The following is a 24,030-nucleotide window of genomic DNA, read 5'->3' on the forward strand; positions in this document are numbered from 1 at the left end:
CACTTACTATTTTCACGACAGCTCCCTCTTTCTGCACATCTATGGTATAACATCCAAGTAGTGCATTTCACAGGACATGGTTCCCAACTACAATATAACTGAAGTTATAAGCGTCTTTTTTCTTCGTTTATTCAGCAGGTTTTGACTATTTTTGCAGCAACAGTTCAACTTGCTGTTCAAACGACAGTATTGAAATATATCTATTCATGAAACAAACTATTCTATCTCTCTTGCTGGCGCTGTCGCCCCTCCTTTCACCGGCTGAAGACGGACATGCACTTTGGTTAAGATACAAACCATGCGGCAAAGCCAATATCATTGCGCCACAAGGTGGGGCAACCCTGCAGACAGCTGTCGACGAACTGAAACGTTATTGGCAGGGACCAGAATTGAAACTCATCCTCAACCCGCGTCTGAAAGATGATGACGGCTTCCTCTATAACGGAGATTCTATCTGCTCACACAGCGAACTTGGTCTGCTCTATGGTGCCTACGAAGCACTCCGACAGCAAGCTCAAGAGGCATATCCCAGGCTCGTTGGCTACACGGCTCCCAAGTTTTCACGCCGCATCCTCAACCATTGGGACAATCTTGACGGCACGATTGAGTGCGGATATGCAGGCAAGAGCATCTTCTTTTCGGCCAATCTCAAGGGACAGGAATGGGCAGAACGCATCCGCGAATATGCCCGGGCAAACGCCTCTGTCGGTATTAATGGCAGTGTGTTGAATAATGTCAATGCCTCTCCTAAAGTGCTGACAACGCAATATATTGATACTGTTTGCACGATAGCTAACATTCTCAGACCTTATGGAATTAAGGTATATCTCTCGGTAAACTTCGGCAGTCCGAAGGCTCTCGGCTACACAAAAACCGCCGATCCTCTCGATGAAACCGTCAAAAAATGGTGGAAGAAGAAGGCTGATGAGATTTATCAACGCATACCGGATTTCGGTGGTTTCCTCGTAAAAGCAAACGCTGAAGGACAACCTGGACCTCTCGATTACGGACGAACGCATGCAGAAGGTGCCAACATGCTGGCCGATGCGTTGGCTCCCCATGGAGGAATTGTGATGTGGCGCAGCTTCGTCTATGGCGCAAAACATAAGGGAGAAGACCGCGTGATGCAGGCAGTCAGCGAATTCAAAGACCTTGATGGTCTTTTCAAACCCAATGTCATCCTGCAAAGCAAGAATGGACCTCTCGACTTTCAACCGCGGGAACCCTACGCTCCTATCTTCGACAACATGAAGAAAACACAGCAAGCGGTAGAGTTTCAGATAACTCAAGAATACACCGGACAGGGCAAACATCTCGTCTTCTTGGCTCCAATGTGGAAGGAATTCTTCAGCTTCGTCACTCCCGACAGCCTCAAAGCAATTGCTGGAGTGAGCAACATCGGCGATGACATCAATTGGTGTGGGCATCCATTCTCACAGGCCAACTGGTATGCCTTTGGCCGATTGGCATGGAATCCCTCATTTTCTTCCGATTTCATCGCACAGGAATGGATTGGCCAGACCTTTGGGAACGAGGTCAACAGCTACATACTTGCCGACATGATGACTACGAGCAGAGAGGCCTGTGTGGACTATATGATGCCGCTTGGACTGCATCATCTCTTCGCTTCCCAGCATCATTACGGTCCCGAAGCAGACGGGGTTAAAGCTGAATATCCATTGGAGTGGTGCCCTATACCCTATCATAAGGCTGCCGCAGACGGCATCGGTTTCGACCGCTCCTCCAAGGGAACGAATGCCGTTTCGCTATATCGTGAGCCTTATCGAAGCCTCTATAACAACCTTGCCACGTGCCCCGATGAATATCTGTTGTGGTTTCATCATGTGCCCTGGGACTACAAACTGCACAATGGCGACATGCTCTGGGATGAACTTTGTGCCTTATATTATCGAGGGATAGAGCAGGTGGTATCTTATCAGAAGCTATGGAACGAATTGCGTTCGCAGATTGATCAGGAACGTTGGGAACATGTCAACCGTCTTCTTGCCCTGCAGTTGGCAAATGCAAAAGAATGTCGTGACTACGTACTCCGCTACTTCCAACAATTCTCCAAGATGCCTTTGAAATATAATTTCACGGGCGTAAGCTACATGCCCGTACAGCCTGCACAACTCAACCACAAACAACCTTAGGCATAAACTGCATGAAAGCATTTGTATTCCCCCTTACGCTCACCCTGCTTCCAAGCCTAAGGAGCCGTGCACAGAGCATCTGAGAGAAAGGCTTTTAATGTCAAATTTCTTTGTCGTTTTTAACACTTTTACCAATACCCAAAGAGAAATAAAAATCCGGGTTCCACGCTTATGTAAAGCCATTTTATAGCTTCAATGCTCCCACGTCAATCCCCTTGCATTGCAATTCCATTCATCATGCGTTGCAACTTGACGCAGATGGCACTGCTATTTGCATCAGAAAACGCGATGAAATAGTGCAAATTAGGAGGTGATTTGATGCAAATGGCAGCATTTCTTTATGTGAGATTAGCCTGCAATTTGTTTTGAAATCTGTAATTATTTGATTGTCAATGCTTTGTAATTCGTTACAATACGGCGCACATTTCGAATGAGGAAGACTTTCATTCTGAATTCTTCAATCTATTCAAGGGAATTGTAAAGTTTATTGAAAGGAATTAACATATATTCTGCCTCTTAGGATGTAGGGCAGCAACAGCCTTTATATCTTCTAAGATTTTCTGTGATATTCTTAGATGTCGCTTGCGACGAGGAGGACTAAAATGCAAGTAGGAAGACTCCTAATGGGAACCTCCCCCAGCCCCTCCCAAGGAGGGGAGCACGAGCTATCAGCGTATTTTTAAGATACGAAATGAATTTGTTTATAAGCTCATAACCTTTATATCTTCTAAAATATTCTAAGATATTCTCGGATGTCGCTTGCGACGAGGAGGACTAAAATGCAAGTAGGAAGACTCCTAATGGGAACCTCCCCCGACCCATTGCTTTCCTCGTTTCGCTCGCTCAACGAACAGCGACCTACGGTTCCCAAGGAGGGGAGCACGAGCTTGGAGCGGCTTCTCAGGAAACAAAATGAATTTGTTTATAAGCTGATAACCTTTATATCTTCTGCAAGTCACAGTTTTCTTTTCTCCTCAATATAACGGAGAAGCCCATCATCTCCAAGCACTTCAATGTCATCATAGAGTCCAAGGATGAAACGGCCAATGCCCAGATAACTCATAACATCAGTTTCGAGGAGCCAATGGTAATCGTCTTCGGGCATGAAAAATGTCGATGAAATGGGGTATTCTTCAAGCATGAGGTTGTAAGAAAGCTGTCCCATGCGCAGACGGATACGGTAGCGTTCTTCGCCAGTAAAGCCAAACATATCCGTGAAAACACGCTTATGTTTGTCGGAATGTATCCAAGGAGCATCGTAAACCTCCACGCTTCCAATGCGTGCCAACTTGAAAGTCTTGTTCATACCTGAAGCTAATTCATAACAACGCACATCCTGATGATCACTTAAAAAGAGGAATGGTTCGACCACACGGTCACTGAATGAATGACTATGAGGCGAGGAGTAGCGGTGCAGACAGACTATGCGTTGATTGTTGATTGCTGTCGTCAAGTCATCAAGATTGCGCATCTGTTTTTTCCTATAGCGTGCATCTGTGAAGAGACGCAAGTCATAGAAGCGTTCCAACTTACTCTTGACAGACGCAATTGCAGGGTTTCTTGCATCGACTCCATCGGCAAGCTGATGCAACAAAGCGGCTTCAGCACCAGTGAAGTTGACCGATGACGTGATGCGTCGAAAGAATGGCGAGTGAGGATCAAGGCGATAACAGTTTCCATTTCTGACAACCTTAAAGCCATAATCACGCAGGAACTGCAGATAATAATAAAGGTTGCGGCGCGTACATTCCAAATGTTCGCACAAATCATTAGCGGTATAATCCGTACCGTCGGTCATCAAAAGAATGAGCGTAAGCTCGTTACCAAGTTTCTTCATAAAGTTAAAACCCCACCCGGCCTCCCCGAAGGGGAGGAGTTGTTACTTGGGGATAATATATTGATTGGAGTTAAGACCCCTCCCCTTCGGGGAGGCCAGGAGGGGTGATATTGCTTGAGAATAATATATCGTTTCAAATTTTCCATTACATGAAAAAAGAGAAGATAGACTACTTAAACATCAATTCCCCTTCCTCAAGTTCGTGCTCCCTCCCTTCGGGAGGGCTGGGATGGGTATTATAACTCCTCCTATGCAACTCACAAATTCCATGTTCAGCTATTCCCGCATAATGCTTTTTCGTAGGATAACCCTTATTCCTTTCCCAGTCATAGAAAGGATAAAGCTTAGCTTGTTCCGTCATATAATCGTCGCGATAAGTTTTGGCAAGAATGCTGGCTGCCGCTATATTCTGATATTTTCCATCGCCTTTGATGACACAAGTGTGGGGAAGTTGCTTGCCGGCATTGGGCAATCCTTTGCCAACAACATAGGGGTCGAAGTGGTTCCCGTCAACAATGACAGCCTCGGGACGTATCTTCAATTGGTCTAAAGCACGGTGCATGGCCAAGAAACTGGCATGAAGAATATTGATTTCATCAATTTCTTCGGGCGTAGCAACACCCACAGCCCAGGCTAAAGCATCGTGCTCTATCTGCTCACGCAAGGCATACCGCTGTCTGACGGAGAGCTTTTTGCTGTCGTTGAGCGCAGGATTGTCATAGTCAGGAGGCAGAATGACCGCTGCAGCATAGACGCTTCCGGCTAAACAACCACGGCCTGCTTCATCGCATCCAGCCTCAACAAGATTGTCATATAAATGAGAAAGAAGCATGGTTTTGTTAATATTTGTTGTGCATTAACGTTTTTAACAGTCTGAAACTACATATGAAAAGATACTTCCATACACGGGGTTAACTTTGCACCCATAATCAAGAATGGATTTTAAAAAACCAGAAATATGGAAAAGAACATTTATCTTCAGTGTGAGAAAGAACATTCAGAACAGACGCTGCAACAGCGACTAAACGGCATAAGAGCGTTATTAAGCAAGCCCATCTGCCTGTTTGCAAGCTATTATTCAGCTGTTCTCGGTCGTGAAATCAATATGCGCCAGACCCTTCTGTTACTCAATGCACAGCTTGCTTTCGTGTTTACCGTGATGCCTGTAGATGCTCATCTTATCGGTCGTGCAGTCTGCTGTGTATGGTTTCTGAGAGCTGTCACCGCCTGTCGCAAGGCACTTTAGAACATCGTAGATATGCGCTTGATAGCTGCAACGAGGCCATCGACTTCATCTCTCGTGTTGTAAAGTGCAAAACTTGCACGTGACGTTCCGAGCACGCCCAAGCGATTCATAAGCGGCTGCGCACAGTGATGACCGGTGCGGATAGCAATACCGAGGCGATCGAGCAATGTCCCCATGTCCATGTGATGAATGTCACGAAGCTGGAAACTGATAACGGCATCATGGCGTAAAGTAGTCAAATCGGCATCTTCAGTCACACCAAACAGCTTCATGCCTTCAATCTGTCGAAGTTGCATAATAGCATAACGCGTGAGGTCTTCCTCATGCTTCTGAATGGCATCCATGCCCAAATCTGTGACATACTCCAAGGCCTTGGCAAGACCTGTGGTAGCAATATAGTCGGGTGTTCCGGCCTCAAACTTCAATGGCGGACGCTCGAAAGTAGACTTTTCAAAGCTGACATTCTCAATCATCTCTCCTCCCCCTTGATAAGGAGGAAGCTTGTCTAACCAATCTTCCTTGCCATATAACACACCGATACCCGTTGGCCCATAGATCTTATGCCCACTGAAAACAAAGAAATCGCAATCTAACTGCTGCATGTCGACCTTGAAATGAGGCGTGCTCTGGGCACCATCCACAACGACAGGAACATGGTGTTCATGGGCTATATGAATGACATCTTCCACAGGATTGATTGTTCCGAGCACATTGCTGACATGAGAGATACTGACAATCTTCGTCTTCGACGTAATCATTTTCTCGAAGACTTCAATATCCATACCGCCGTTGTCATCCATTGGAATGACTTTCAGTACAATGCCTTTTCGGGCCGCTTGAAGTTGCCAAGGCACGATATTGGAATGATGTTCAACGGTAGAAATAATGACTTCATCACCTTCTTGCATGAAACCCTCACTGAAACTGGAGGCTATGAGGTTGAGTCCTTCGGTTGTTCCACGCGTGAAAACAATCTCATTCGTTGTCTTGGCATTGAGAAACTTGCGCACAGTCTCGCGGGCTCCCTCATGGAGTTCGGTGGCCTGCTGACTGAGCCAATGCACTCCACGGTGCACATTGGCATTGACGTTCAGATATTCTTCGCGCATCGTATCAAGCACACAAAGCGGCTTCTGCGTGGTAGCCGCATTGTCAAGATAAACGAGTGGGCGGTCATAAACCGTTCGCGAAAGAATTGGGAAATCTTTTCTTATCTGGTTTAAATCATATTGCATAGTTTGAAAATCATTTCAATTCATCCATAATGCACTTATTAAAGCGACTCCTACTTACACAACTTACACCCCTCGCATTTATTCAATTCACCCCTAAATCGCTTTTCAACAAGATGATGAAGACGGTCACGCAATGGTTCAAGTTCCATTTTATCAATCACCTCATTAATGAAGGCGAACTCCAAAAGCAGCTTAGCTTCTTTCAGACTGATACCGCGTTGCTGCATATAGAACAGCGCAGCATCATTCAACTGGCCTACCGTTGAGCCATGTGCACACTTGACATCGTCGGCATAAATCTCAAGCATAGGTTGCGTGTACATGCGGGCAGTCTTTGTCACACAAAGGTTTTGATTGGTTTCCTGACTGATAGTCTTCTGTGCATCGTGTCGGACGAGCACACGTCCGGCAAAGGCTCCCACGGCATTTTCATCAAGAACATACTTGTAAAGTTCATTACTTGTGCAATGAGGTACCTGATGATCAATGAGTGTGTTATTGTCAACATGTTGCTGTTTGTCGGCAACTACGCAGCCATTACAGTGACATTCTGCCCCCTCGCCTTTGAAAACGAGGTCAAGACGGTTGCGAGTGACCCCATTATGCAATGTGATTACATTATGATTGACACGGCTGTTAGCTTGCTGCTCTATATAAACATTGCTCACACGGACATTCTTCAAATGGGTTTCTTCAAGGCAATTGAGTTCTAAACTCGCATTATCACCCACGTAAGCCTCAATGACCTGCGTGGAAAGAAACTTGCGGTCGTCTGTTGCATGATCACAGAAAAGGAGTTTTGCCTCGGCACCTTGCTCCATGACGACAAGCACACGACGGTTTACCATGAGATCAACGTCGGCACGAAGGATATTGATAATCTGAATGGTACGGTCGACTTTGACATTCTTGGAAACATAAACGAAAAGACCGTCCTGTGCCAACATCGTGTTCAAAGCCGTAATAGCATCCTCATGAGTGGCGGCAATCTGAGCATAATATTTAGCGATGAAATCGGGCTTTTCTGCCGCTATGTGCCTCAAAGAGTCAACAATGACACCTACGGGAAGTTGAACCTGCGGGAGTTTCTGACTGTAGAAGCTGTCGTTAACAATAAAATAAAGAGACGTACTAAGGTTTGGTACGTCACATTTGAATGCGTCGTAAGGGTTCACCGGGATAGCTAAACGATTGAGATTCAGCCCATAATCAGGCGAAAATAAAGCTGCCATGTCGGTATACTTATAGCGTTCTACCTTGCGTGTAGGGAACCCTTGCACCTTGAAATCGGCAAAAGCACGGTCGCGCACAGCGTTAAGAGGTTCGGCCGAATGACTTTTAATCATCTCCGAAGCCTCTGTGTAGAGGTCGATATATTGCTGTTCACTGTTCATGATTCTCCTCCTTTGTTATTCGCCATACAAGGCATCGGCCTCTTCCTTAATCCAATCATAGCCGTGCTGTTCAATCTCTTTGGCTAACTCTGCACCTGCAGTCTTGACGATACGCCCCTTATAAAGCACATGGACAAAATTCGGTTTGATCATATCCAAAAGGCGTTCGTAATGAGTGATCACGATAGCCGAAGTCTTTTCTGTGTGCATTTTATTGACACCATCGGCCACAATTCTCATGGCATCGACATCAAGTCCGGAGTCTGTTTCATCGAGAATACTGAGCTTCGGCTGTAACATAGCCATTTGAAATATTTCATTTCGTTTCTTCTCACCACCGGAGAAACCCTCATTAACTGAACGATGTGCCAACTTACTATCCAAGTCGACAAGCTTCCGTTTCTCACGCATCAGCTTCAGAAAATCGGCAGCATTCAATGGTTCCTTGCCTTCATACTCGCGCTTTGCATTGATAGCGGCACGCATAAAGTTGGTCATTGACACTCCGGGTATCTCTACCGGATATTGGAACGAGAGGAACAAACCGGCGCAAGCGCGGTCTTCCGGTTTCATCTGCAACAGATCCTGACCATTGAAAAGCGCTTCACCTTCAGTCACCGTATACAGCGGATTACCCGTCAATACGGCACTCAAGGTTGACTTACCCGAACCATTCGGTCCCATGATAGCATGGATTTCGCCATCGTTAATCGTGAGGTTGATGCCCTTTAATATTTCTTTGCCGGCTATCGTGGCATGCAAGTTTCTTACTTCTAACATTTTTCTCTCGTCAAAAATTGTTTTTAATTTCTGTTTATCCTACCGTTCCTTCAAGGCTCACACTTAACAACTTCTGAGCCTCAACAGCAAATTCCATCGGCAGTTTATTAAGCACTTCCTTGGCATACCCATTGACAATCAAGCCTACAGCCTGCTCCGTCGGGATGCCACGCTGGTTACAATAGAAGAGTTGGTCTTCGGATATCTTGGATGTTGTGGCTTCATGTTCCACCACAGCACTATCATTATGGATATCCATATAAGGGAAGGTATGGGCTCCACAGTCGCTGCCTAACAAAAGCGAATCGCACGAGCTGTAGTTTCGGGCATTATCAGCATTGGCGGTTGCACGTACAAGTCCGCGGTAAGAATTCTGGCTATGACCGGCCGAAATACCTTTAGAGATGATGGTAGACTTGGTGTTTTTCCCCATATGTATCATCTTTGTACCAGTGTCGGCCTCTTGATAATGATTGGTTACAGCAACACTATAGAACTCAGCTGTGGAGTTGTCACCCCGTAAGATGCAGGAAGGATACTTCCATGTGATTGCCGAACCGGTCTCAACCTGTGTCCAACTCAACTTCGAATTGACGCCACGCAGGTCGCCACGCTTAGTAACTAAGTTCAAGACTCCACCCTTTCCATGTTCATCTCCAGGATACCAGTTCTGCACAGTAGAGTACTTTACCTCGGCATTATCCTTTACTATGATTTCTACGATGGCTGCATGCAGTTGGTTTTCATCACGCATCGGCGCTGTACATCCCTCGAGATAACTCACATAAGCATTATCTTCAGCTACAATCAATGTACGTTCAAACTGCCCCGTATTACGGGCGTTGATACGGAAATAACTGCTAAGTTCCATCGGACAACGCACCCCTTTGGGGATATAAACAAACGAACCGTCACTGAACACTGCACTGTTAAGGGCTGCAAAATAGTTGTCACGATAAGGCACTACACTGCCCAAATACTCCTTGACTAAATCAGAATGCTCCTTAACAGCCTCTCCTATACTACAGAAAATGATGCCTTTCTCGCGCAATTTTTCCTTGAACGTGGTCTTCACAGACACGGAATCCATGATTGCATCAACTGCCGTCCCACTCAAAGCCAAGCGCTCTTCCAATGGAATGCCCAATTTATCGAAAGTCTTTTCGAGTTCCGGATCAATCTCTTTATTCTTAGGTTTCTTCGCTAATGGGTCTGCATAATAGGATATTCCCTGATAGTCTATCTCAGGAAGATGTACATGTCCCCACGCAGGTTGCTTGAGATCTTTCCAGTATTCGTAGGCTTTCAAGCGAAATTCAAGCAACCAATCGGGTTCTTCTTTCTTCTTTGAAATCAGGCGCACAATGTCTTCATTGAGTCCTTTCTCTATGATATCAGTCTGCACATCAGTAGTGAAACCGAACTCATATTTCTTTTCGGCCACCTGCTTTACAAACTCATTTTTCTCTCTTTCTGCCATTTTACAAATATCTGTATTCATGGAATAGCCACAACAAATAATGTACCATTTCTCCTTTGGTCACATTTGTTATTAACTACAATAGTGACACTCTGTCATTACCGGAGAGTGTCACTACCTTATTATATATAAGCAAAGAGAAAGCCACTCTGTTCATGAAATGGCCTCTCTGTTGCTATTACAACTTCTGTTCTACCTCAATTTCTGTAAAGGTTTCAATAATATCACCCTCCATGATATCATTATAGTTGACAAGACTCAAGCCACATTCCATACCCATAGGTACTTCCTTGACATCATCCTTGTAACGTTTCAAGGCATTAATCTCGGCCGTACGAACAACGATACCATCGCGAACCACACGGGCCTTATCCTTGGCATGAACCTTACCTTCGGTGACAAGACCACCGGCAATGGTACCCACCTTGGATATCTTGAACACTTGTTGTACTTCAATCTGACCGGTAACGATTTCTTTTGTCACCTTATCCAGCATACCAACCATTGCACTCTTGATGTCGTCGATAGCATCATAAATGATTGAATAGGTGTTAATCTCCACACCTTCACGGTCGGCCAACTTACGAGCTTCTGATGAAGGACGTACCTGGAACCCTACAATGACAGCATCAGAAGCACTGGCTAACATCACATCATTCTCACTAATCTGACCTACGGCCTTGCTGATGACATTCACCTGAACCTTTTCTGTAGAAAGCTTAATGAACGAATCGCTCAATGCCTCAATAGAACCATCGGTGTCACCCTTAACGATAATGTTAAGCTCATGGAACTCTCCGCGAGCAATGCGATGCGAAATATCACCAAGTGTAAGGCGCTTTTGCGTACGCAGACCCTGCTCACGCTGCAACTGTTCGCGCTTGTTGGCAATCTCACGAGCCTCCTGTTCTGTCTCCAAGACATGGAACAAGTCACCCGCCGTAGGTGCACCATTCAAGCCAAGGATAATTGCTGGTTCGGCAGGACCAGCCTTTTCAATGCGCTGGTTACGCTCATTGAACATGGCTTTAATACGTCCCCAGCTCGTACCTGCAATAACAATATCACCGATTTTCAACGTACCGTTGCTCACTAAGACCGTGCTCACAAAACCACGCCCCTTATCAAGCGAAGACTCAATAATCGTTCCGGTAGCCTTTCTGTTGGGGTTAGCTTTGAGATCAAGCATTTCTGCTTCGAGCAGCACCTTATCAAGAAGAGCATCTACACCGACACCTTTCTTTGCACTGATCTCCTGACATTGGAACTTACCGCCCCACTCTTCTACAAGCAAGTTCATATTAGCCAAGTCCTCACGTATCTTGTCAGGATTGGCCCCGGGCTTGTCTATCTTGTTGATTGCAAACACCATTGGCACCCCAGCAGCCTGCGCATGAGCAATAGCCTCCTTGGTTGTAGGCATCACGGAGTCGTCAGCTGCAATGATGATAATGGCGATATCAGTCACCTGTGCACCACGGGCACGCATAGCAGTAAAGGCTTCGTGTCCCGGAGTATCAAGGAATGTCACCTTCTGCCCATTCTTCAATGTAACGCTGTATGCACCGATATGCTGTGTAATACCACCGGCTTCACCTGCAATTACATTGGTATTTCGGATATGATCGAGCAGCGAAGTCTTACCGTGGTCGACGTGTCCCATCACCGTTACAATCGGTGCACGCGGTACAAGATCGTTCTCGTCGTCAACATCTTCACTGACAGCTTCCTGCACTTCTGCACTGACATATTCGGTCTTGAAACCGAATTCGTCTGCCACCATATTAATGGTTTCGGCATCAAGTCGCTGGTTTATGGAAACCATGATGCCTACACTCATCAGCGTAGAAATAACTTGTGTCACGCTGATATTCATCATCGTGGCCAACTCGCTGACGGTAACAAACTCCGTAAGTTTCAGTATTTTTGCTTCTTTACGCTCTGCATTGGCTTCCTGCTGAAGCTTCTCCTGCACAGCTTCGCGCTTCTCTTTACGATATTTCGCGCCTTTCTTGTTCTGGCTCTTACTTGTCAGTCGGGCCAAAGTTTCTTTCACCTGGCGTGCTACAGCCTCATCGTCTACCTCTAAAGGCTTCTGATTACGCTTGTTGCGGTTCTTCTTATTCTTGTTCTTTCCGCCATTAGCGCCATTGTTACTGCCATTATTCTGCTTGGCTTCGGCATTGATATCCACGCGTTCCTTATTAATACGGACACGCTTCTTCCGCTCACCACCATGCTGCGTAGCAGCCTTTTCTTCACGCTCCTTGCGTTTTTCTTCTTTCGACTTCTTCTTCGGACGTGTGCTCTGATTAAGTGCATCGAGGTCAATCTTGCCCAACACATTCACCTTTGGACTGTTGAGTATCTTCTTCTCACTTTTCAAAGTGAAGATTGCATCACCGTCTTTCTCCTCTGCAACAGGCTTTTCTACAGCCTCTTCCTTGGGGGCTTCAACTGGTTTCTCCACCTTTGGTTCAGACTTCGGAGCTACAGGTTTCGGAGCCTTGACTTTCTTTTCCGGCTCTGGGCTGACGGCAGCAGCCTTCACTTCTGGAGCCTTTTTCTCTTCCGGAGCAGCAGACTTTTTAGCCGAAGGAGCTTTACCAATGCTGTCGAGATCAATCTTTCCCATAGGTTTATACACCTGCTGGTTAGACGATTCAAGTAAGCTTTCAGCACGATTATCCTTCGCCTCTGGCGTACGCTTCTTCTCTTTGGGTTTCTTCTGGAACAGCTTTTCAGCCTCATTGCGCACAGCGGCATCCTGTTTGAACGCCTCAACGAGTGCCTGATACTGGGCTTCATTGAGTTTAAAACTCAAGTCGTCCTTCACCTCTCCCAGTTCTGCTTTCTTTGTAAGGAAGTCAACTGCCGTTTGACGTCCTATGTTTAACTCACGTAATGCTTTGTTTAATCTGATGCTCATGTATTTATTTTACTTCTTTTTTCTTATCAAGTGTTTCTTTTATCCGACGGCGTCTCATCTCTCAATCCACTTACTGCTCAAACTCAGCACGCAGCACATTGATGACATGATCCACGGTCTCTTCTTCAAGATCGGCTTTTTCAATGAGCATTTCACGCGGTGCATTGAGCACAGCCTTGGCCGTATCAAGCCCAATACTCTTAATGGCATCAATCACCCATTGGTCGATTTCATCGGAGAATTCATCCAAGTAGATATCCTCATCGGCTTCTCCCTCTGGCACTTCACGGAACACATCAATGGTGTATTCGGTCAACATAGAGGCCAACTTGATATTCAAACCACCGCGTCCGATAGCCAGACTGACTTCTTCGGGCTGCAGATAAACCTCTGCCTTGTGGTTTTCCTCATCGATATTGATACTGCTCACACGAGCCGGACTCAATGCTCTTTGAATGAAGAGATTGATATTTGTCGTGTAGTTCACTACGTCGAGGTTTTCATTGCAAAGCTCGCGGACAATGCCATGCACGCGACTTCCTTTCACACCCACACATGCACCAACCGGATCTATGCGGTCATCAAAGCTCTCAACAGCTATCTTGGCACGTTCTCCCGGCATGCGGGCAATCTTGCGAATGGCAATCAGTCCGTCATTGATTTCCGGCACCTCAGCCTCAAGCAGACGTTCAAGGAACATCGAACTTGTACGCGAAAGGATAATCTTCGGATTATTGTTCTCGTTGTCTACACGCAGAATAACGGCACGAATAGTCTCGCCTTTGCGATAGACATCAGCAGGAATCTGCTCACTCTTAGGAAGAATCAGTTCGTTGTTCTCATCGTCAACGACAAGCACCTCACGCTTCCAAATCTGATAAACCTCACCCGAAACAATCTGTCCTACGCGATCCTTGTATTTATTATAGAGCGTATCGTGCTCCAATTCCAATATCTTTGAAGCCAACGTCTGACGAAGATTTAAGATTGCACGACGGCCAAACTTAGCAAAGTTCACCTGTTCGGAGACTTCCTCACCAATTTCATAATCGGGTTCAATCTTGAGCGCTTCTCCCAATGCAATCTGCTTGTTCTCGTCTTCAACTTCACCGTCAGCCACTACAACGCGGTTGCGATAAATCTCAAAGTCGCCTTTATCGGGGTTCACGATAACGTCGAAATTCTCGTCACTGCCGAAGATCTTGGCAAGCACATTGCGGAAACTCTCCTCCAAAACGCTTACCAATGTCGTACGGTCGATATTCTTCGTATCCTTAAACTCACGGAAAGTATCGATCATACTGATCTGCTCTTCTTCATTTTTTCTTGCTGCCATAGCCTTTATTTGAAACTTATTAAGTATTTAGTATATTTCACATTATCCATTTTGAAAGCATGGTCTACATCCATTTTCTGCGGACGTCTCTTCCCCTCCACCTTGACTTTTTCATTCACAGTCACCGTAAAGTCGTTGCCGTCAACGCTCTTCAGCACGCCCTGGAATTTCTTCCCATCAGCATCCATCACTTCAACTTCCTTGCCGATGAAGTTCACATATTGCTGCATGACCTTGAAAGGCTGTCCCAATCCAGCCGAACCGACCTCTAATTCATAGTCTTCTTCGTCACGACTGAGACGGTCTTCAATATACTTGCTCAACGCCACACAGTCTTCAATCCAAACGCCATCAGCGTGGTCGATCTCAACAACAATCTTGTCATCCGGGCTGATATCTATGCCCACAAGAAAGTACTCCTTGTCTGCCAGCCACTCATCTACTAATTTCTTTACGACGTTTTTGTCAATCATATATGTTTTATTAAAATAAAATGAGGAACTCTCTGCGGAGTCCCTCATTCCTCTGAACGCTGCAAAATTACAAAAATTCCTTGTAACATGCAAACGTTTTGCCTTTTTATTTCATCCACTATGTTACCTCATACCATTCTGCGCCTCTGCTCACCGCCAAGAAACAGCATCCAAACATGCGCTTTTCCCTTGCGCTTTTCATGTAAAGTTGATTTCCCGTTTTTAACATTTCGACACCTTCTCGAATAGAAATGAAAAGCCATATCCCAGGCTTATGTGAAGTCTTTTCAATGCACGTGCAAAGCTACTTCATTGCTTCGGTATCCTCATTTATGTCTCCTTGTCTTTCAATTTCAGTCATTTCACCCTGCAAGAAGACCGAGATGACCTTGCCATTTGACGCAGAATACACCGCAATCTGACGCAAATCACAACGCTTTCTGCATGATTTTTCTTCACAATTCGATTAGAAACTCATAGCCATCTGATTGTCAATAGCTTGCAAAACATCCAAAAACAACATATATTTCTATATTAAAAACTCCTTATTTTCAAATCTATAAAAGCACCTCTATACCTCGAACTAAAGACAATTAACAAATAACAACAAGAGGTAATCTCTACCCTATTGTTTCATCGTAATGACCATGTGGCAAGATAACAGGCGAGAGGTGGGAGGGCAACTCGGTACGAGTTGTGTGTTTGAAAGCCCCACGTTGGCGAGCGAAGTGAACCTACGTGGGGATTAAATGGACGCATGAAATGAACCCGATATGGGTTCAGCTTTTTCGTATCCGCCACGTAATTGGAAGAAACAAAACCCGTACCGGGTTTGAAAACCACGCGTTCTCACTCCCCCGAGGTAGGCTCGTTCCTCGCCAACCACGGGCTTTCAAAAGCATAACTGCTATGCAGTTACTACATGAGAAATGCCTCATCACACGACACAACATCTATTATCATTCATAAGAACGAAAGTCGGGATAGTTCAGCATGGCACTCATCGCACGATGCAATATTTATTGTCATCCATAGGAATGAAAGTCGGGATAGTCCAACATGGCACTCATCGCACAACACAATATCCATTGTCATCGTATAATGATAGGTGATCCGTAATACAATATATACCCAATCATTTGGCAATCTCTATAGAATCGTGCTGCAACTTGACGCAGATCACACGCTAACTTGATGCAAATCACACGGTAATCTAAGTCAAATGACAAGGCAACTTCAGGCATTTTATCTCGCAGTTCGCTTTTGTTTTATCAACATACTGATGCTCAACACTTTACAGACAAGCGAAAGGCGGAGGATTTCTGGTAAAGAAGCAAGTTGCATTTCAATTCTTCGAGTCATGCAAAAGCTGTTGCAAATACCAGTCATTTACATTGCTTCATCTCACCCCAACCGTTTTCCTCACTTGTTTTTATAAATCACTTTGTTGGCTCCACTCGTGATTTTAAGAGCTTCGGGATGTTCTTTGACGTAACTGTCGATGTGGCGGACACGCTTGTCTTCAAGGATTTCGTCGACAGCAATGAGGATACCTGTCTCCTCAACATCGCCAAATCCATAGTTGATTGCAGTGCCGAAGAGTTTCATCGTGGGGCTGAGACTCATGTAAGCATTGATTAACGGGGGGATATTATAGCCTAATTCACGAATGTGTTTGTTGAGAATGCGGTAGTCTTCTTTAAAGTTGTCTTTGCAGAAAATGGCAGACAATTCATCCTCAGGAGTTTCAATTTTCAGCGGTTTTATCGGTATAATGAGGTTTTCCTTGTCATCGAAATGCTTCTTGAGAAAATAGAGAATCATGTCGCGTCCCTTGCGGATGTATGACGGATACATGGTCATCTTGCCGAAGAAGTATCTGCACTGAGGATTGATAACGGTGAGTGCACCAAGCCCATCCCAAAGGTTATCGAGTGCAAAGATACTCTTGGAGTTGACACGTGCGTTCTGATATTCAAGCGAAACAAAGCTCCGTCCCAACTCAACGGTATAGGGAGCGTAGTCTTTCATGAACTGTTCAGAGAAATGGAACATGTGACTTGTGGCGAGAATTGGCTGCCCGTTGGCATCGATTTTCCAATCAGAACCAAAGAGATAACGGTAACCTCCGATGATTTCCTCTGCTTCGGGGTTCCACACGATGAGCTGTTTGCAGCAGTTTTCCATAGTGTCGAACTCGTCGATATCCATGGCTTTGCCTGTGCCTCCGCCGGCTGTACGGAAGGCAATCTCGCGCAGTCGACCAATCTCCTTCATGACATTCGGTGCATCGTGAGCCGTCACAACATAGATTTCATTGTTGCTTTTATTGGTCATGCGAAGCTGCCGTTCGGGAGTAAGTTCACTCTTCAACAGAGCTTTATCAATAGGTTGGATAATCTCTTCTTCCATTTCTTGTTTTCTCTTGGTCGATATTTTATATTCAAATAGAACTCAACGACAGACCGTAAACACGGTCTTCGACGAATTTGGCCCATTCCATCGGTGATTTCGTCTTATTGAAAGTCTGCCATGGAATAGGTTTCCCTATCGTGATGCGAAACGTCTTCCCTACATTTCTATACATCTCATCAACGAGGAAAAGCATGGCTAAATTGAACGGCAACCAACGATCACTGAACTTGGCGATACGGTAGAAACGTTTGGAATTCCGGCCGCTGAAATGAATAGGAACAACGTCTCTGTGAGTCTCAACACTCTTGGTGATGAAAGTCTTCTTCCATGGAAGATCATGAATTTCCCCATTGAGTTTCCGACTGTTAAGACCAGCGGGAAACATCAGCAAGTGGTTGTCGCTGTTGAAACCTGCCTCCACCATGCGTGGAAAATCACGGCTCTGCCGGCCTGTTTTATTGATACCAATGCTCACTGGCTTCAGTCCGGGGAGGTTGAGCAGCAGGTCGTTGACTAAATAACGAAACTTTCCATCATAGTGTTGACCGATGATTGAGCCGAGCGAAACACCGTCCTGACCACCCAAAGGATGATTGGAAACGAAAGTATAAAGCTTTCCATCGTGTTTGTCGGGCAGGTTTTCAGCCCCTACAATGTCGAGTGTCATGTCGAGATATTGCACGCAGGCAGTCAGCCATTCGGTGCCTTCCAACTTGCGATTTTCCCAGAGAAACCGGTTTACCTCATCTTCATGAATGATTTTCTTCAGCCATGATATGACAAAACGAGGCACATAGCGTGCCTTTTTTCCCATCTTGTCTCTTAGAATTTTCTCAATATCTATGGTCTTCTCTATGCTCTCATTCATATTGACAACATACTAACACAATGCAAAAATAGCATAAGTTTTTCTAAAAAGTCACTTTTTTGGCTAAAAAAAATCATTTTTCACGTTTGACCATTGATTTCATCATGTTTTGAGAAACAAATTTGGTTGGAAGGAAAATAAATGCGAATGGAGATATATTCAGAAACCAGAAAGAAAATAAAAAATAGTGGAGAAAAGTGGGGAAGTGTGGAGAATTTTATGTATCTTTGAAGCCGAATAGCCTATAATTAGGTACGCATGCGTTTTTTAGGAAACATAGAAGCAAAAGCCGATACCAAAGGAAGAGCCTTTCTGCCGGCCGTTTTTCGCAAGGTGCTTCAAGCATCGGGCGAGGAAAATCTGGTGCTGCGTAAGGATGTGTTTGAGTCATGTCTTGTGCTTTATCCAGAGTGTGTATGGAATGAACAGCTTGACCTTCTGCGACAACGGCTCAACCGTTGGGACAGAATGCAATGGCAGATTTTCCGCCAGTTTGTGTCGGATGCCGAGGTAGTCACACTTGATGCCAACGGTCGTTTCCTTATACCGAAGCGCTATTTGAAACTTGCAGGTATCGAGCAGGAACTGAAATTCATAGGCGTGGACGATACCATTGAAATCTGGAGTAAGGATAACAGTGAAGCTCCTTTCGTCGAACCTGCCGACTTCGGCAATGCGTTGCAGACGCTGATGGGGCTGGATGAAGATAGATAATAAACAGAAAGAGACCGTGCGTAAGCACAGAATAACCCGAATATGGTAAAGACAGCAGAGACCTATCATGTGCCGGTGCTCTTGAAACCGAGTGTTGACGGACTGAACATTCAGTCTGGTGGCATTTATGTTGATGTCACTTTTGGGGGTGGAGGACACAGTCGTGAAATCCTTTCCCGGCTCGACAATCAGGCTCATCTGTATAGTTTTGATCAAGATGCTGATGCAGAACAGAACGTGATGCACCGTGAAGGCAGTACAGAAAAAAGGTTTGTTGATGATGCACGCTTTACCTTTGTGCGCAGTAATTTTCGTTATCTCAAGAACTGGATGCGCTATTATGGCGTTGAAAAGATTGATGGATTGTTGGCCGACTTAGGGGTTTCAAGCCATCATTTCGATGATGAAAGCCGTGGCTTTTCGTTCCGTTTTGATGCGCCGTTGGATATGCGTATGAACAAGCGTGCAGGTCTGACAGCAGCTGATGTAGTGAATGATTACAACGAAGAAGCACTTGCCAATCTCTTCTATCTCTATGGCGAACTGAAGCAATCGCGCCGTATAGCAGCCGTATTGGTAAAGGCCAGAGCACAGCAACGCATAGCGACAACACAGGATTTTCTCAAGGCTACAGAGCCTCTTTTCAAACGGGAACGGGAGAAAAAAGATATGGCCAAGCTCTTCCAGGCCTTGAGAATAGAGGTCAATCATGAAATGGACGCACTGAAAGAAATGTTGCAATCGGCTACAGAATTACTGCGTTCGGGTGGACGGTTGAGTGTCATCACTTACCATTCTCTCGAGGATCGCATCGTGAAGAACATGATGAAAGCTGGCAATGCAGAGGGGAAAAAAGTGCAGGACTTCTATGGAAGGATTGAAACTCCATTCAATTTAGTGAACAATAAGGTGATTGTTCCTTCGGCTGATGAACAACAGGAGAACCCCAGAAGCCGCAGTGCCAAACTCAGAATTGCAGAAAAGAAATGAACAACGAAGATAAAATCAACACGAAAGAAGAGCTGTCTGATCGGCAGGGAACCATGAAGGAAGAAGCTAAGAACAATGAGGAAAAAGATTTGAAAGCTTCTGAAGCGGTGGAAAGTGAAGCCTCTGCATCAGCAGATGACGAAGGCCCTACGTTGAAAGAAGTGATAGCAAAGCAGGCCACAGAAGACGAATCGCCGTTTGCTTCGCATTTCACACTCAAGAAAATCCTTGGCGGTGACGTGCTGACTACGCAGACCATACGACATCAGATAGGCGTGTTTCTGCTTATTACGGCTTTTCTGATTGTGTATATAGCCAATCGTTACAGTGTCCAGAACGACCTTATCGAGATTGATAAGCTGCAAGATGAATTGCAGGATGCCAAGTATAAGGCGCTTTCGAGCAGCAGTCAGTTGACCGAGAAAAGCCGAGAGAGTCATGTTTTGGAGTTGTTGAAGAACAATAAAGACAGTGTGCTGAAGATAGCGAGTCAGCCACCTTACATTATAAATGTACCGGAAGAATGAGCAAGTTTGACAGTAATAAGGTAATGCCGAGATACAGTGCCATCGCCATTTTGATGACGGTGATTGCTGTGTTGGTTGTGGGTAAGACGCTATACTTGATGACTGCGAAGCGCGATTACTGGCTAAAGGTGGCTGACCGTGTAAAGAAAGACAGCGTTAGTGTAAAGCCAATGCGTGGCAATATCTTGAGTTGTGACGGGCAACTGATGGCCAGTTCATTGCCAGAGTTCAAACTGTTCATGGATTTTAAAGCACTCCATGATGCTAAGAGTGACTCGCTTTGGGATGTCAAAGTGGACTCTATCTGCATGGGATTAAACCATATTTTCCCTGAAAAATCTGTTTCGTCATTCAAGCAGGAGCTTGCAGAAGGACGGAAAAAGATGAGTCGTCACTGGGCCATATGGGGCAAGCGCGTAGATTATAACACTTATACAGAGGTGAAAGCACTGCCTGTTTTCAATCTTTCTCAGAACAAGAGCGGTTTCCATGTCGAGGAGTATAATGCTCGAAAACGTAGTTACGGCTCGCTTGCAGGACGTACGATTGGTGCAATGTTCGGTGCAAAAGACACGGCACGTTTTGGCTTGGAACTTTCTTACGACTCTATACTCCGTGGCTCAAACGGTATCATCCACCGTCGGAAAGTACTCAATCGCTTCCTTGATATCATGGATACTCCACCTATAGACGGTGCAGACATCGTGACAACAATAGATGTAGGAATGCAGGATTTAGCCGAGCGTTCGGTCATTGATGAACTGAAATTGATTAATGGAAACGTAGGGGTTGCCATTGTAATGGAGGTAGCGACAGGGGACATCAAGGCCATTGTAAACATGGAGAAATGCGTAGATGGCGAGTACAGGGAAATCCATAACCATGCTGTCAGCGACCTTCTTGAACCTGGATCCGTATTCAAGACAGCCTCCATCATGACGGCTTTGGACGATGGCGTGGTAGATACAACCTATCGTGTTGACACAGGAAATGGCGTCTGGCCTATGTATGGGCGCGAGATGAAGGATCATAACTGGCGACGAGGTGGCTATGGTGTGCTCACGCTGCCACAGACCTTAATGGTCAGTTCGAATATCGGTGTGAGCCGAATTATTGATGATCATTATCGGAATAACCCCGAAAAGTTTGTTCGTGGCATATATCGTACGGGGCTTGCCGATAACCTCAGAATTCCTTTAGTGGGTGCTTCACCGGCACGAATACGCATGCCTAAGAAGAGCGAACGAGGTGAATGGACGAACTGGAGTCATACAGCTTTGCCCTGGATGAGCATCGGCTATGAAACTCAGGTGCCACCAATCTCAACGCTTACTTTCTATAATGCAATTGCCAACAACGGACGAATGATGCGACCGCGCTTTGTGAAACAGGTGGTGAAAAACGGCGAAGTCATCATGGATTTCCCACCCGAAGTGATGCGGGCAAGCATCTGTAAGGAAAAGACCCTGCGCGAAATACAGACCATTCTCGACCATGTGGTCAGCCAAGGACTCGGAAAGAAGGCCGGTTCTCCCTCATTTCGAGTGGCCGGAAAGACGGGAACAGCACAGATGTCTAAGGGTGCACAGGGATATAAAAGCGGTGGAACCAACTATCTGTTGAGCTTTGCGGGCTACTTTCCCGATGATGCTCCACGTTACAGTTGTATTGTGTGTATTCAGAAATCAGGTCTTCCTGCGAGTGGTGGCGGCATGAGTGGTGTCGTTTTCCATAACATTGCAGAGGGCATTATGGCACAGAGTCTGAAACTTGATGTTGCTGATGCCCGCGATGCCTCTTCGGTATTAGTGCCGGACGTGAAAGCCGGGAACATCCTTGCTGCCGATTATGTGCTCACACATTTAGGCATTAACACCAACAAGAACTGGGGAGGGAGCTACGCAGACGGCAATCCCATCTGGGGTAAGGCAGAGAAAAAGAATGATAACAAGACTATTCTTTTAGAACGCCAGCCTATCAACAACGGCAGATATATACCCGATGTAACGGGCATGGGCGCCCGAGATGCTGTTTATCTGTTGGAGAGTCGTGGCGTGAAGACCATTATCCAGGGGCGTGGAAAGGTTGTCCGGCAGAGTCTTGAACCAGGTCATAGCATCAAGAAAGGCGATCGGATAACGCTTGTCTTGGATTAGAAAGAAAACAGAAATACAGAAGATATGAAATTAAACGAACTTCTCAAAAACATCACTCCGATAAAGCTTATCGGAAATGATGACGTAGAAATCACAGGCGTGAATATTGATTCGCGACGCATCAAGACGGGACATCTCTTCGTTGCCATGAAGGGAACGCAGGTTGATGGGCATCAATTCATCGGCAAAGCCATTGAACTTGGTGCCATATCCGTGCTTTGTGAAGACCTTCCCGAAGTGCTTCAAGAGGGCATCACCTATATCCAGGTGGAATCAACAGAGGATGCTGTCGGTAAGGTTGCCACCTTGTTTTATGGTGATCCGTCGCATAAACTGAAGTTGGTCGGCGTGACGGGAACCAATGGAAAGACCACCATTGCCACCTTATTATATAATATGTTCCGCAAGTTCGGGCATAAGGTTGGACTGCTTTCCACGGTCTGCAACTATATTGATGATGTTGAAGTGCCAGCCGACCACACGACCCCTGACCCCATCGAACTCAACGAACTCTTGGCAAAGATGGTTGAAGCCGGCTGTGAATATGCCTTCATGGAATGTTCAAGTCATGCCATTCATCAGAAGCGTATCGGCGGTTTGAAGTTTGCCGGTGGTCTTTTTACCAATCTCACCCGCGATCACTTGGACTATCACAAGACTTTCGAAAACTACCGAAATGCCAAGAAAGCCTTCTTCGATGGCCTGCCCAAGGATGCTTTTGCCATTACCAATGCCGACGATAAAAACGGCATGATCATGGTGCAGAACACCAAGGCAACCGTCAAGACCTATTCAATCCGCACGTTGGCTGACTTCCGTGCCCGCATTTTAGAATGCCACTTTGAGGGCATGTATCTTGAGATTGACGGCCGTGAAGTAGGCGTTCAGTTCATCGGTAAGTTCAACGTCAGCAACCTTTTGGCAGTCTATGGCGCTGCAATCATGTTAGGCAAGAAGCCCGAAGATGTGCTCTTGGTGCTCAGTACGCTGCATAGTGTCAACGGACGCCTTGAACCTATCCATTCTCCTGAAGGCTTCACGGCAATTGTCGACTATGCTCATACACCCGATGCATTGGCAAATGTGCTCAACGCCATACACGAAGTACTCGATGGCAAAGGGCATGTGATTACCGTTTGTGGTGCAGGAGGAAACCGCGATAAGGGCAAACGTCCACTCATGGCACAGGAAGCTGTCAGACAAAGTGACAAGGTTATCATTACCAGTGACAATCCCCGATTTGAAGAACCGCAGGATATCATCAACGATATGCTCGCGGGATTGAACGAACAGCAGATGCGAAAGGTCATCTCAATTGTCGACCGTAAGGAGGCTATTCGCACAGCCTGCATGATGGCCCAGAAAGGAGATGTGGTGCTTGTTGCCGGTAAAGGACACGAAACCTATCAGGAAATCAAGGGCGTGAAGCATCATTTCGATGATAAGGAAGTGCTTCATGAAATTTTCAAAGTATAAAAACAAGGTATAAAGGTTAAG

Annotated in this window: 18 protein-coding genes; 7 read left to right on the top strand and 11 right to left on the bottom strand. The window is 45.7% G+C overall.

The window, feature by feature from the left end; translation table 11 throughout:
• Nucleotides 1–206 precede the first annotated feature (206 nt).
• A complete protein-coding gene (locus EL210_RS12610) occupies nucleotides 207–2,153 on the top strand; it encodes an alpha-glucuronidase (RefSeq protein ID WP_018920567.1) in 1,947 nt (648 codons plus the stop codon).
• Nucleotides 2,154–3,108: 955 nt separating this feature from the next.
• Here EL210_RS12610 and EL210_RS12615 read toward each other — a convergent pair.
• Both EL210_RS12615 and EL210_RS12620 read right to left on the bottom strand, forming a co-directional pair.
• A complete protein-coding gene (locus EL210_RS12615; protein ID WP_018920566.1) occupies nucleotides 3,109–3,990 on the bottom strand; it encodes a helix-turn-helix transcriptional regulator in 882 nt (293 codons plus the stop codon).
• A gap of 169 nt (nucleotides 3,991–4,159) precedes the next feature.
• Complete coding sequence (locus EL210_RS12620; protein ID WP_018920565.1) at nucleotides 4,160–4,822, bottom strand: ribonuclease HII; 663 nt, start codon at nucleotides 4,820–4,822, stop codon at nucleotides 4,160–4,162.
• A gap of 126 nt (nucleotides 4,823–4,948) precedes the next feature.
• Between EL210_RS12620 and EL210_RS12625 the strand changes: the two genes are divergently transcribed.
• Nucleotides 4,949–5,236, top strand: a complete 288-nt coding sequence (locus EL210_RS12625; RefSeq protein WP_018920564.1) for a hypothetical protein — start codon at nucleotides 4,949–4,951, stop codon at nucleotides 5,234–5,236.
• Here the strand turns inward: EL210_RS12625 and EL210_RS12630 are convergent.
• The 9 genes from EL210_RS12630 to EL210_RS12670 all read right to left on the bottom strand — a co-directional run bounded on the left by EL210_RS12630 (nucleotide 5,233) and on the right by EL210_RS12670 (nucleotide 18,146).
• Nucleotides 5,233–6,471, bottom strand: a complete 1,239-nt coding sequence (locus EL210_RS12630; RefSeq protein ID WP_018920563.1) for an aminotransferase class V-fold PLP-dependent enzyme — start codon at nucleotides 6,469–6,471, stop codon at nucleotides 5,233–5,235. The two genes, EL210_RS12625 and EL210_RS12630, sit on opposite strands and share 4 nt — an antisense overlap.
• 50 nt (nucleotides 6,472–6,521) lie before the next feature.
• Nucleotides 6,522–7,865: a Fe-S cluster assembly protein SufD gene (gene sufD / locus EL210_RS12635; RefSeq protein ID WP_018920562.1), complete on the bottom strand. Its 1,344-nt coding sequence runs from the start codon at nucleotides 7,863–7,865 to the stop codon at nucleotides 6,522–6,524.
• 15 nt (nucleotides 7,866–7,880) lie between these two features.
• Nucleotides 7,881–8,645: a Fe-S cluster assembly ATPase SufC gene (sufC, locus tag EL210_RS12640; RefSeq protein WP_004373577.1), complete on the bottom strand. Its 765-nt coding sequence runs from the start codon at nucleotides 8,643–8,645 to the stop codon at nucleotides 7,881–7,883.
• A gap of 34 nt (nucleotides 8,646–8,679) precedes the next feature.
• Nucleotides 8,680–10,125, bottom strand: coding sequence for a Fe-S cluster assembly protein SufB (sufB, locus tag EL210_RS12645; protein ID WP_018920561.1), 1,446 nt, complete (start codon nucleotides 10,123–10,125; stop codon nucleotides 8,680–8,682).
• Between the two features lie 178 nt (nucleotides 10,126–10,303).
• Nucleotides 10,304–13,054, bottom strand: a complete 2,751-nt coding sequence (infB, locus tag EL210_RS12650) for a translation initiation factor IF-2 (RefSeq protein WP_018920560.1) — start codon at nucleotides 13,052–13,054, stop codon at nucleotides 10,304–10,306.
• Between the two features lie 70 nt (nucleotides 13,055–13,124).
• Nucleotides 13,125–14,390: a transcription termination factor NusA gene (gene nusA, locus EL210_RS12655; protein ID WP_018920559.1), complete on the bottom strand. Its 1,266-nt coding sequence runs from the start codon at nucleotides 14,388–14,390 to the stop codon at nucleotides 13,125–13,127.
• A 5-nt stretch (nucleotides 14,391–14,395) separates the two neighbouring features.
• Nucleotides 14,396–14,863, bottom strand: coding sequence for a ribosome assembly cofactor RimP (gene rimP / locus EL210_RS12660; protein WP_026285961.1), 468 nt, complete (start codon nucleotides 14,861–14,863; stop codon nucleotides 14,396–14,398).
• 1,422 nt (nucleotides 14,864–16,285) lie between these two features.
• The gene (locus tag EL210_RS12665; RefSeq protein WP_018920556.1) at nucleotides 16,286–17,275 is read right to left on the bottom strand and encodes a GNAT family N-acetyltransferase; all 990 of its coding nucleotides are present in this window, start codon (nucleotides 17,273–17,275) and stop codon (nucleotides 16,286–16,288) included.
• A gap of 31 nt (nucleotides 17,276–17,306) precedes the next feature.
• Nucleotides 17,307–18,146, bottom strand: coding sequence for a glycerol acyltransferase (locus EL210_RS12670; protein ID WP_018920555.1), 840 nt, complete (start codon nucleotides 18,144–18,146; stop codon nucleotides 17,307–17,309).
• Between the two features lie 258 nt (nucleotides 18,147–18,404).
• Between EL210_RS12670 and mraZ the strand changes: the two genes are divergently transcribed.
• The 5 genes from mraZ to EL210_RS12695 are packed head-to-tail and all read left to right on the top strand — an operon-like array spanning nucleotide 18,405 to nucleotide 24,009.
• Nucleotides 18,405–18,860, top strand: a complete 456-nt coding sequence (gene mraZ / locus EL210_RS12675) for a division/cell wall cluster transcriptional repressor MraZ (protein ID WP_018920554.1) — start codon at nucleotides 18,405–18,407, stop codon at nucleotides 18,858–18,860.
• Between the two features lie 42 nt (nucleotides 18,861–18,902).
• Nucleotides 18,903–19,850, top strand: coding sequence for a 16S rRNA (cytosine(1402)-N(4))-methyltransferase RsmH (gene rsmH, locus EL210_RS12680; RefSeq protein ID WP_018920553.1), 948 nt, complete (start codon nucleotides 18,903–18,905; stop codon nucleotides 19,848–19,850).
• Nucleotides 19,847–20,377, top strand: coding sequence for an FtsL-like putative cell division protein (locus EL210_RS12685; protein ID WP_018920552.1), 531 nt, complete (start codon nucleotides 19,847–19,849; stop codon nucleotides 20,375–20,377). The genes rsmH and EL210_RS12685 overlap by 4 nt, the downstream gene beginning before the upstream one ends.
• Entirely contained in the window at nucleotides 20,374–22,533 is a 2,160-nt protein-coding gene (locus tag EL210_RS12690; protein WP_004378179.1) for a penicillin-binding protein, read from the top strand. The genes EL210_RS12685 and EL210_RS12690 overlap by 4 nt, the downstream gene beginning before the upstream one ends.
• A gap of 24 nt (nucleotides 22,534–22,557) precedes the next feature.
• Nucleotides 22,558–24,009 (top strand): UDP-N-acetylmuramoyl-L-alanyl-D-glutamate--2,6-diaminopimelate ligase, encoded by a 1,452-nt coding sequence (locus EL210_RS12695; RefSeq protein WP_018920551.1) that lies wholly within the window; start codon nucleotides 22,558–22,560, stop codon nucleotides 24,007–24,009.
• Nucleotides 24,010–24,030 lie beyond the last annotated feature (21 nt).

The sequence above is a fragment of the Segatella oris genome (assembly GCF_900637655.1).
GTDB classification, from domain to species: Bacteria; Bacteroidota; Bacteroidia; order Bacteroidales; family Bacteroidaceae; genus Prevotella; species Prevotella oris.

Excerpts from the sequence above, each read along its gene's own strand:
- EL210_RS12610 (WP_018920567.1), top strand. The coding sequence starts at position 207 with ATGAAACAAACTATTCTATCTCTCTTGCTGGCGCTGTCGCCCCTCCTT.
- EL210_RS12615 (WP_018920566.1), bottom strand. The coding sequence starts at position 3,990 with ATGAAGAAACTTGGTAACGAGCTTACGCTCATTCTTTTGATGACCGAC.
- EL210_RS12620 (WP_018920565.1), bottom strand. The coding sequence starts at position 4,822 with ATGCTTCTTTCTCATTTATATGACAATCTTGTTGAGGCTGGATGCGAT.
- EL210_RS12625 (WP_018920564.1), top strand. The coding sequence starts at position 4,949 with ATGGAAAAGAACATTTATCTTCAGTGTGAGAAAGAACATTCAGAACAG.
- EL210_RS12630 (WP_018920563.1), bottom strand. The coding sequence starts at position 6,471 with ATGCAATATGATTTAAACCAGATAAGAAAAGATTTCCCAATTCTTTCG.
- sufD (WP_018920562.1), bottom strand. The coding sequence starts at position 7,865 with ATGAACAGTGAACAGCAATATATCGACCTCTACACAGAGGCTTCGGAG.
- sufC (WP_004373577.1), bottom strand. The coding sequence starts at position 8,645 with ATGTTAGAAGTAAGAAACTTGCATGCCACGATAGCCGGCAAAGAAATA.
- sufB (WP_018920561.1), bottom strand. The coding sequence starts at position 10,125 with ATGGCAGAAAGAGAGAAAAATGAGTTTGTAAAGCAGGTGGCCGAAAAG.
- infB (WP_018920560.1), bottom strand. The coding sequence starts at position 13,054 with ATGAGCATCAGATTAAACAAAGCATTACGTGAGTTAAACATAGGACGT.
- nusA (WP_018920559.1), bottom strand. The coding sequence starts at position 14,390 with ATGGCAGCAAGAAAAAATGAAGAAGAGCAGATCAGTATGATCGATACT.
- rimP (WP_026285961.1), bottom strand. The coding sequence starts at position 14,863 with ATGATTGACAAAAACGTCGTAAAGAAATTAGTAGATGAGTGGCTGGCA.
- EL210_RS12665 (WP_018920556.1), bottom strand. The coding sequence starts at position 17,275 with ATGGAAGAAGAGATTATCCAACCTATTGATAAAGCTCTGTTGAAGAGT.
- EL210_RS12670 (WP_018920555.1), bottom strand. The coding sequence starts at position 18,146 with ATGAATGAGAGCATAGAGAAGACCATAGATATTGAGAAAATTCTAAGA.
- mraZ (WP_018920554.1), top strand. The coding sequence starts at position 18,405 with ATGCGTTTTTTAGGAAACATAGAAGCAAAAGCCGATACCAAAGGAAGA.
- rsmH (WP_018920553.1), top strand. The coding sequence starts at position 18,903 with ATGGTAAAGACAGCAGAGACCTATCATGTGCCGGTGCTCTTGAAACCG.
- EL210_RS12685 (WP_018920552.1), top strand. The coding sequence starts at position 19,847 with ATGAACAACGAAGATAAAATCAACACGAAAGAAGAGCTGTCTGATCGG.
- EL210_RS12690 (WP_004378179.1), top strand. The coding sequence starts at position 20,374 with ATGAGCAAGTTTGACAGTAATAAGGTAATGCCGAGATACAGTGCCATC.
- EL210_RS12695 (WP_018920551.1), top strand. The coding sequence starts at position 22,558 with ATGAAATTAAACGAACTTCTCAAAAACATCACTCCGATAAAGCTTATC.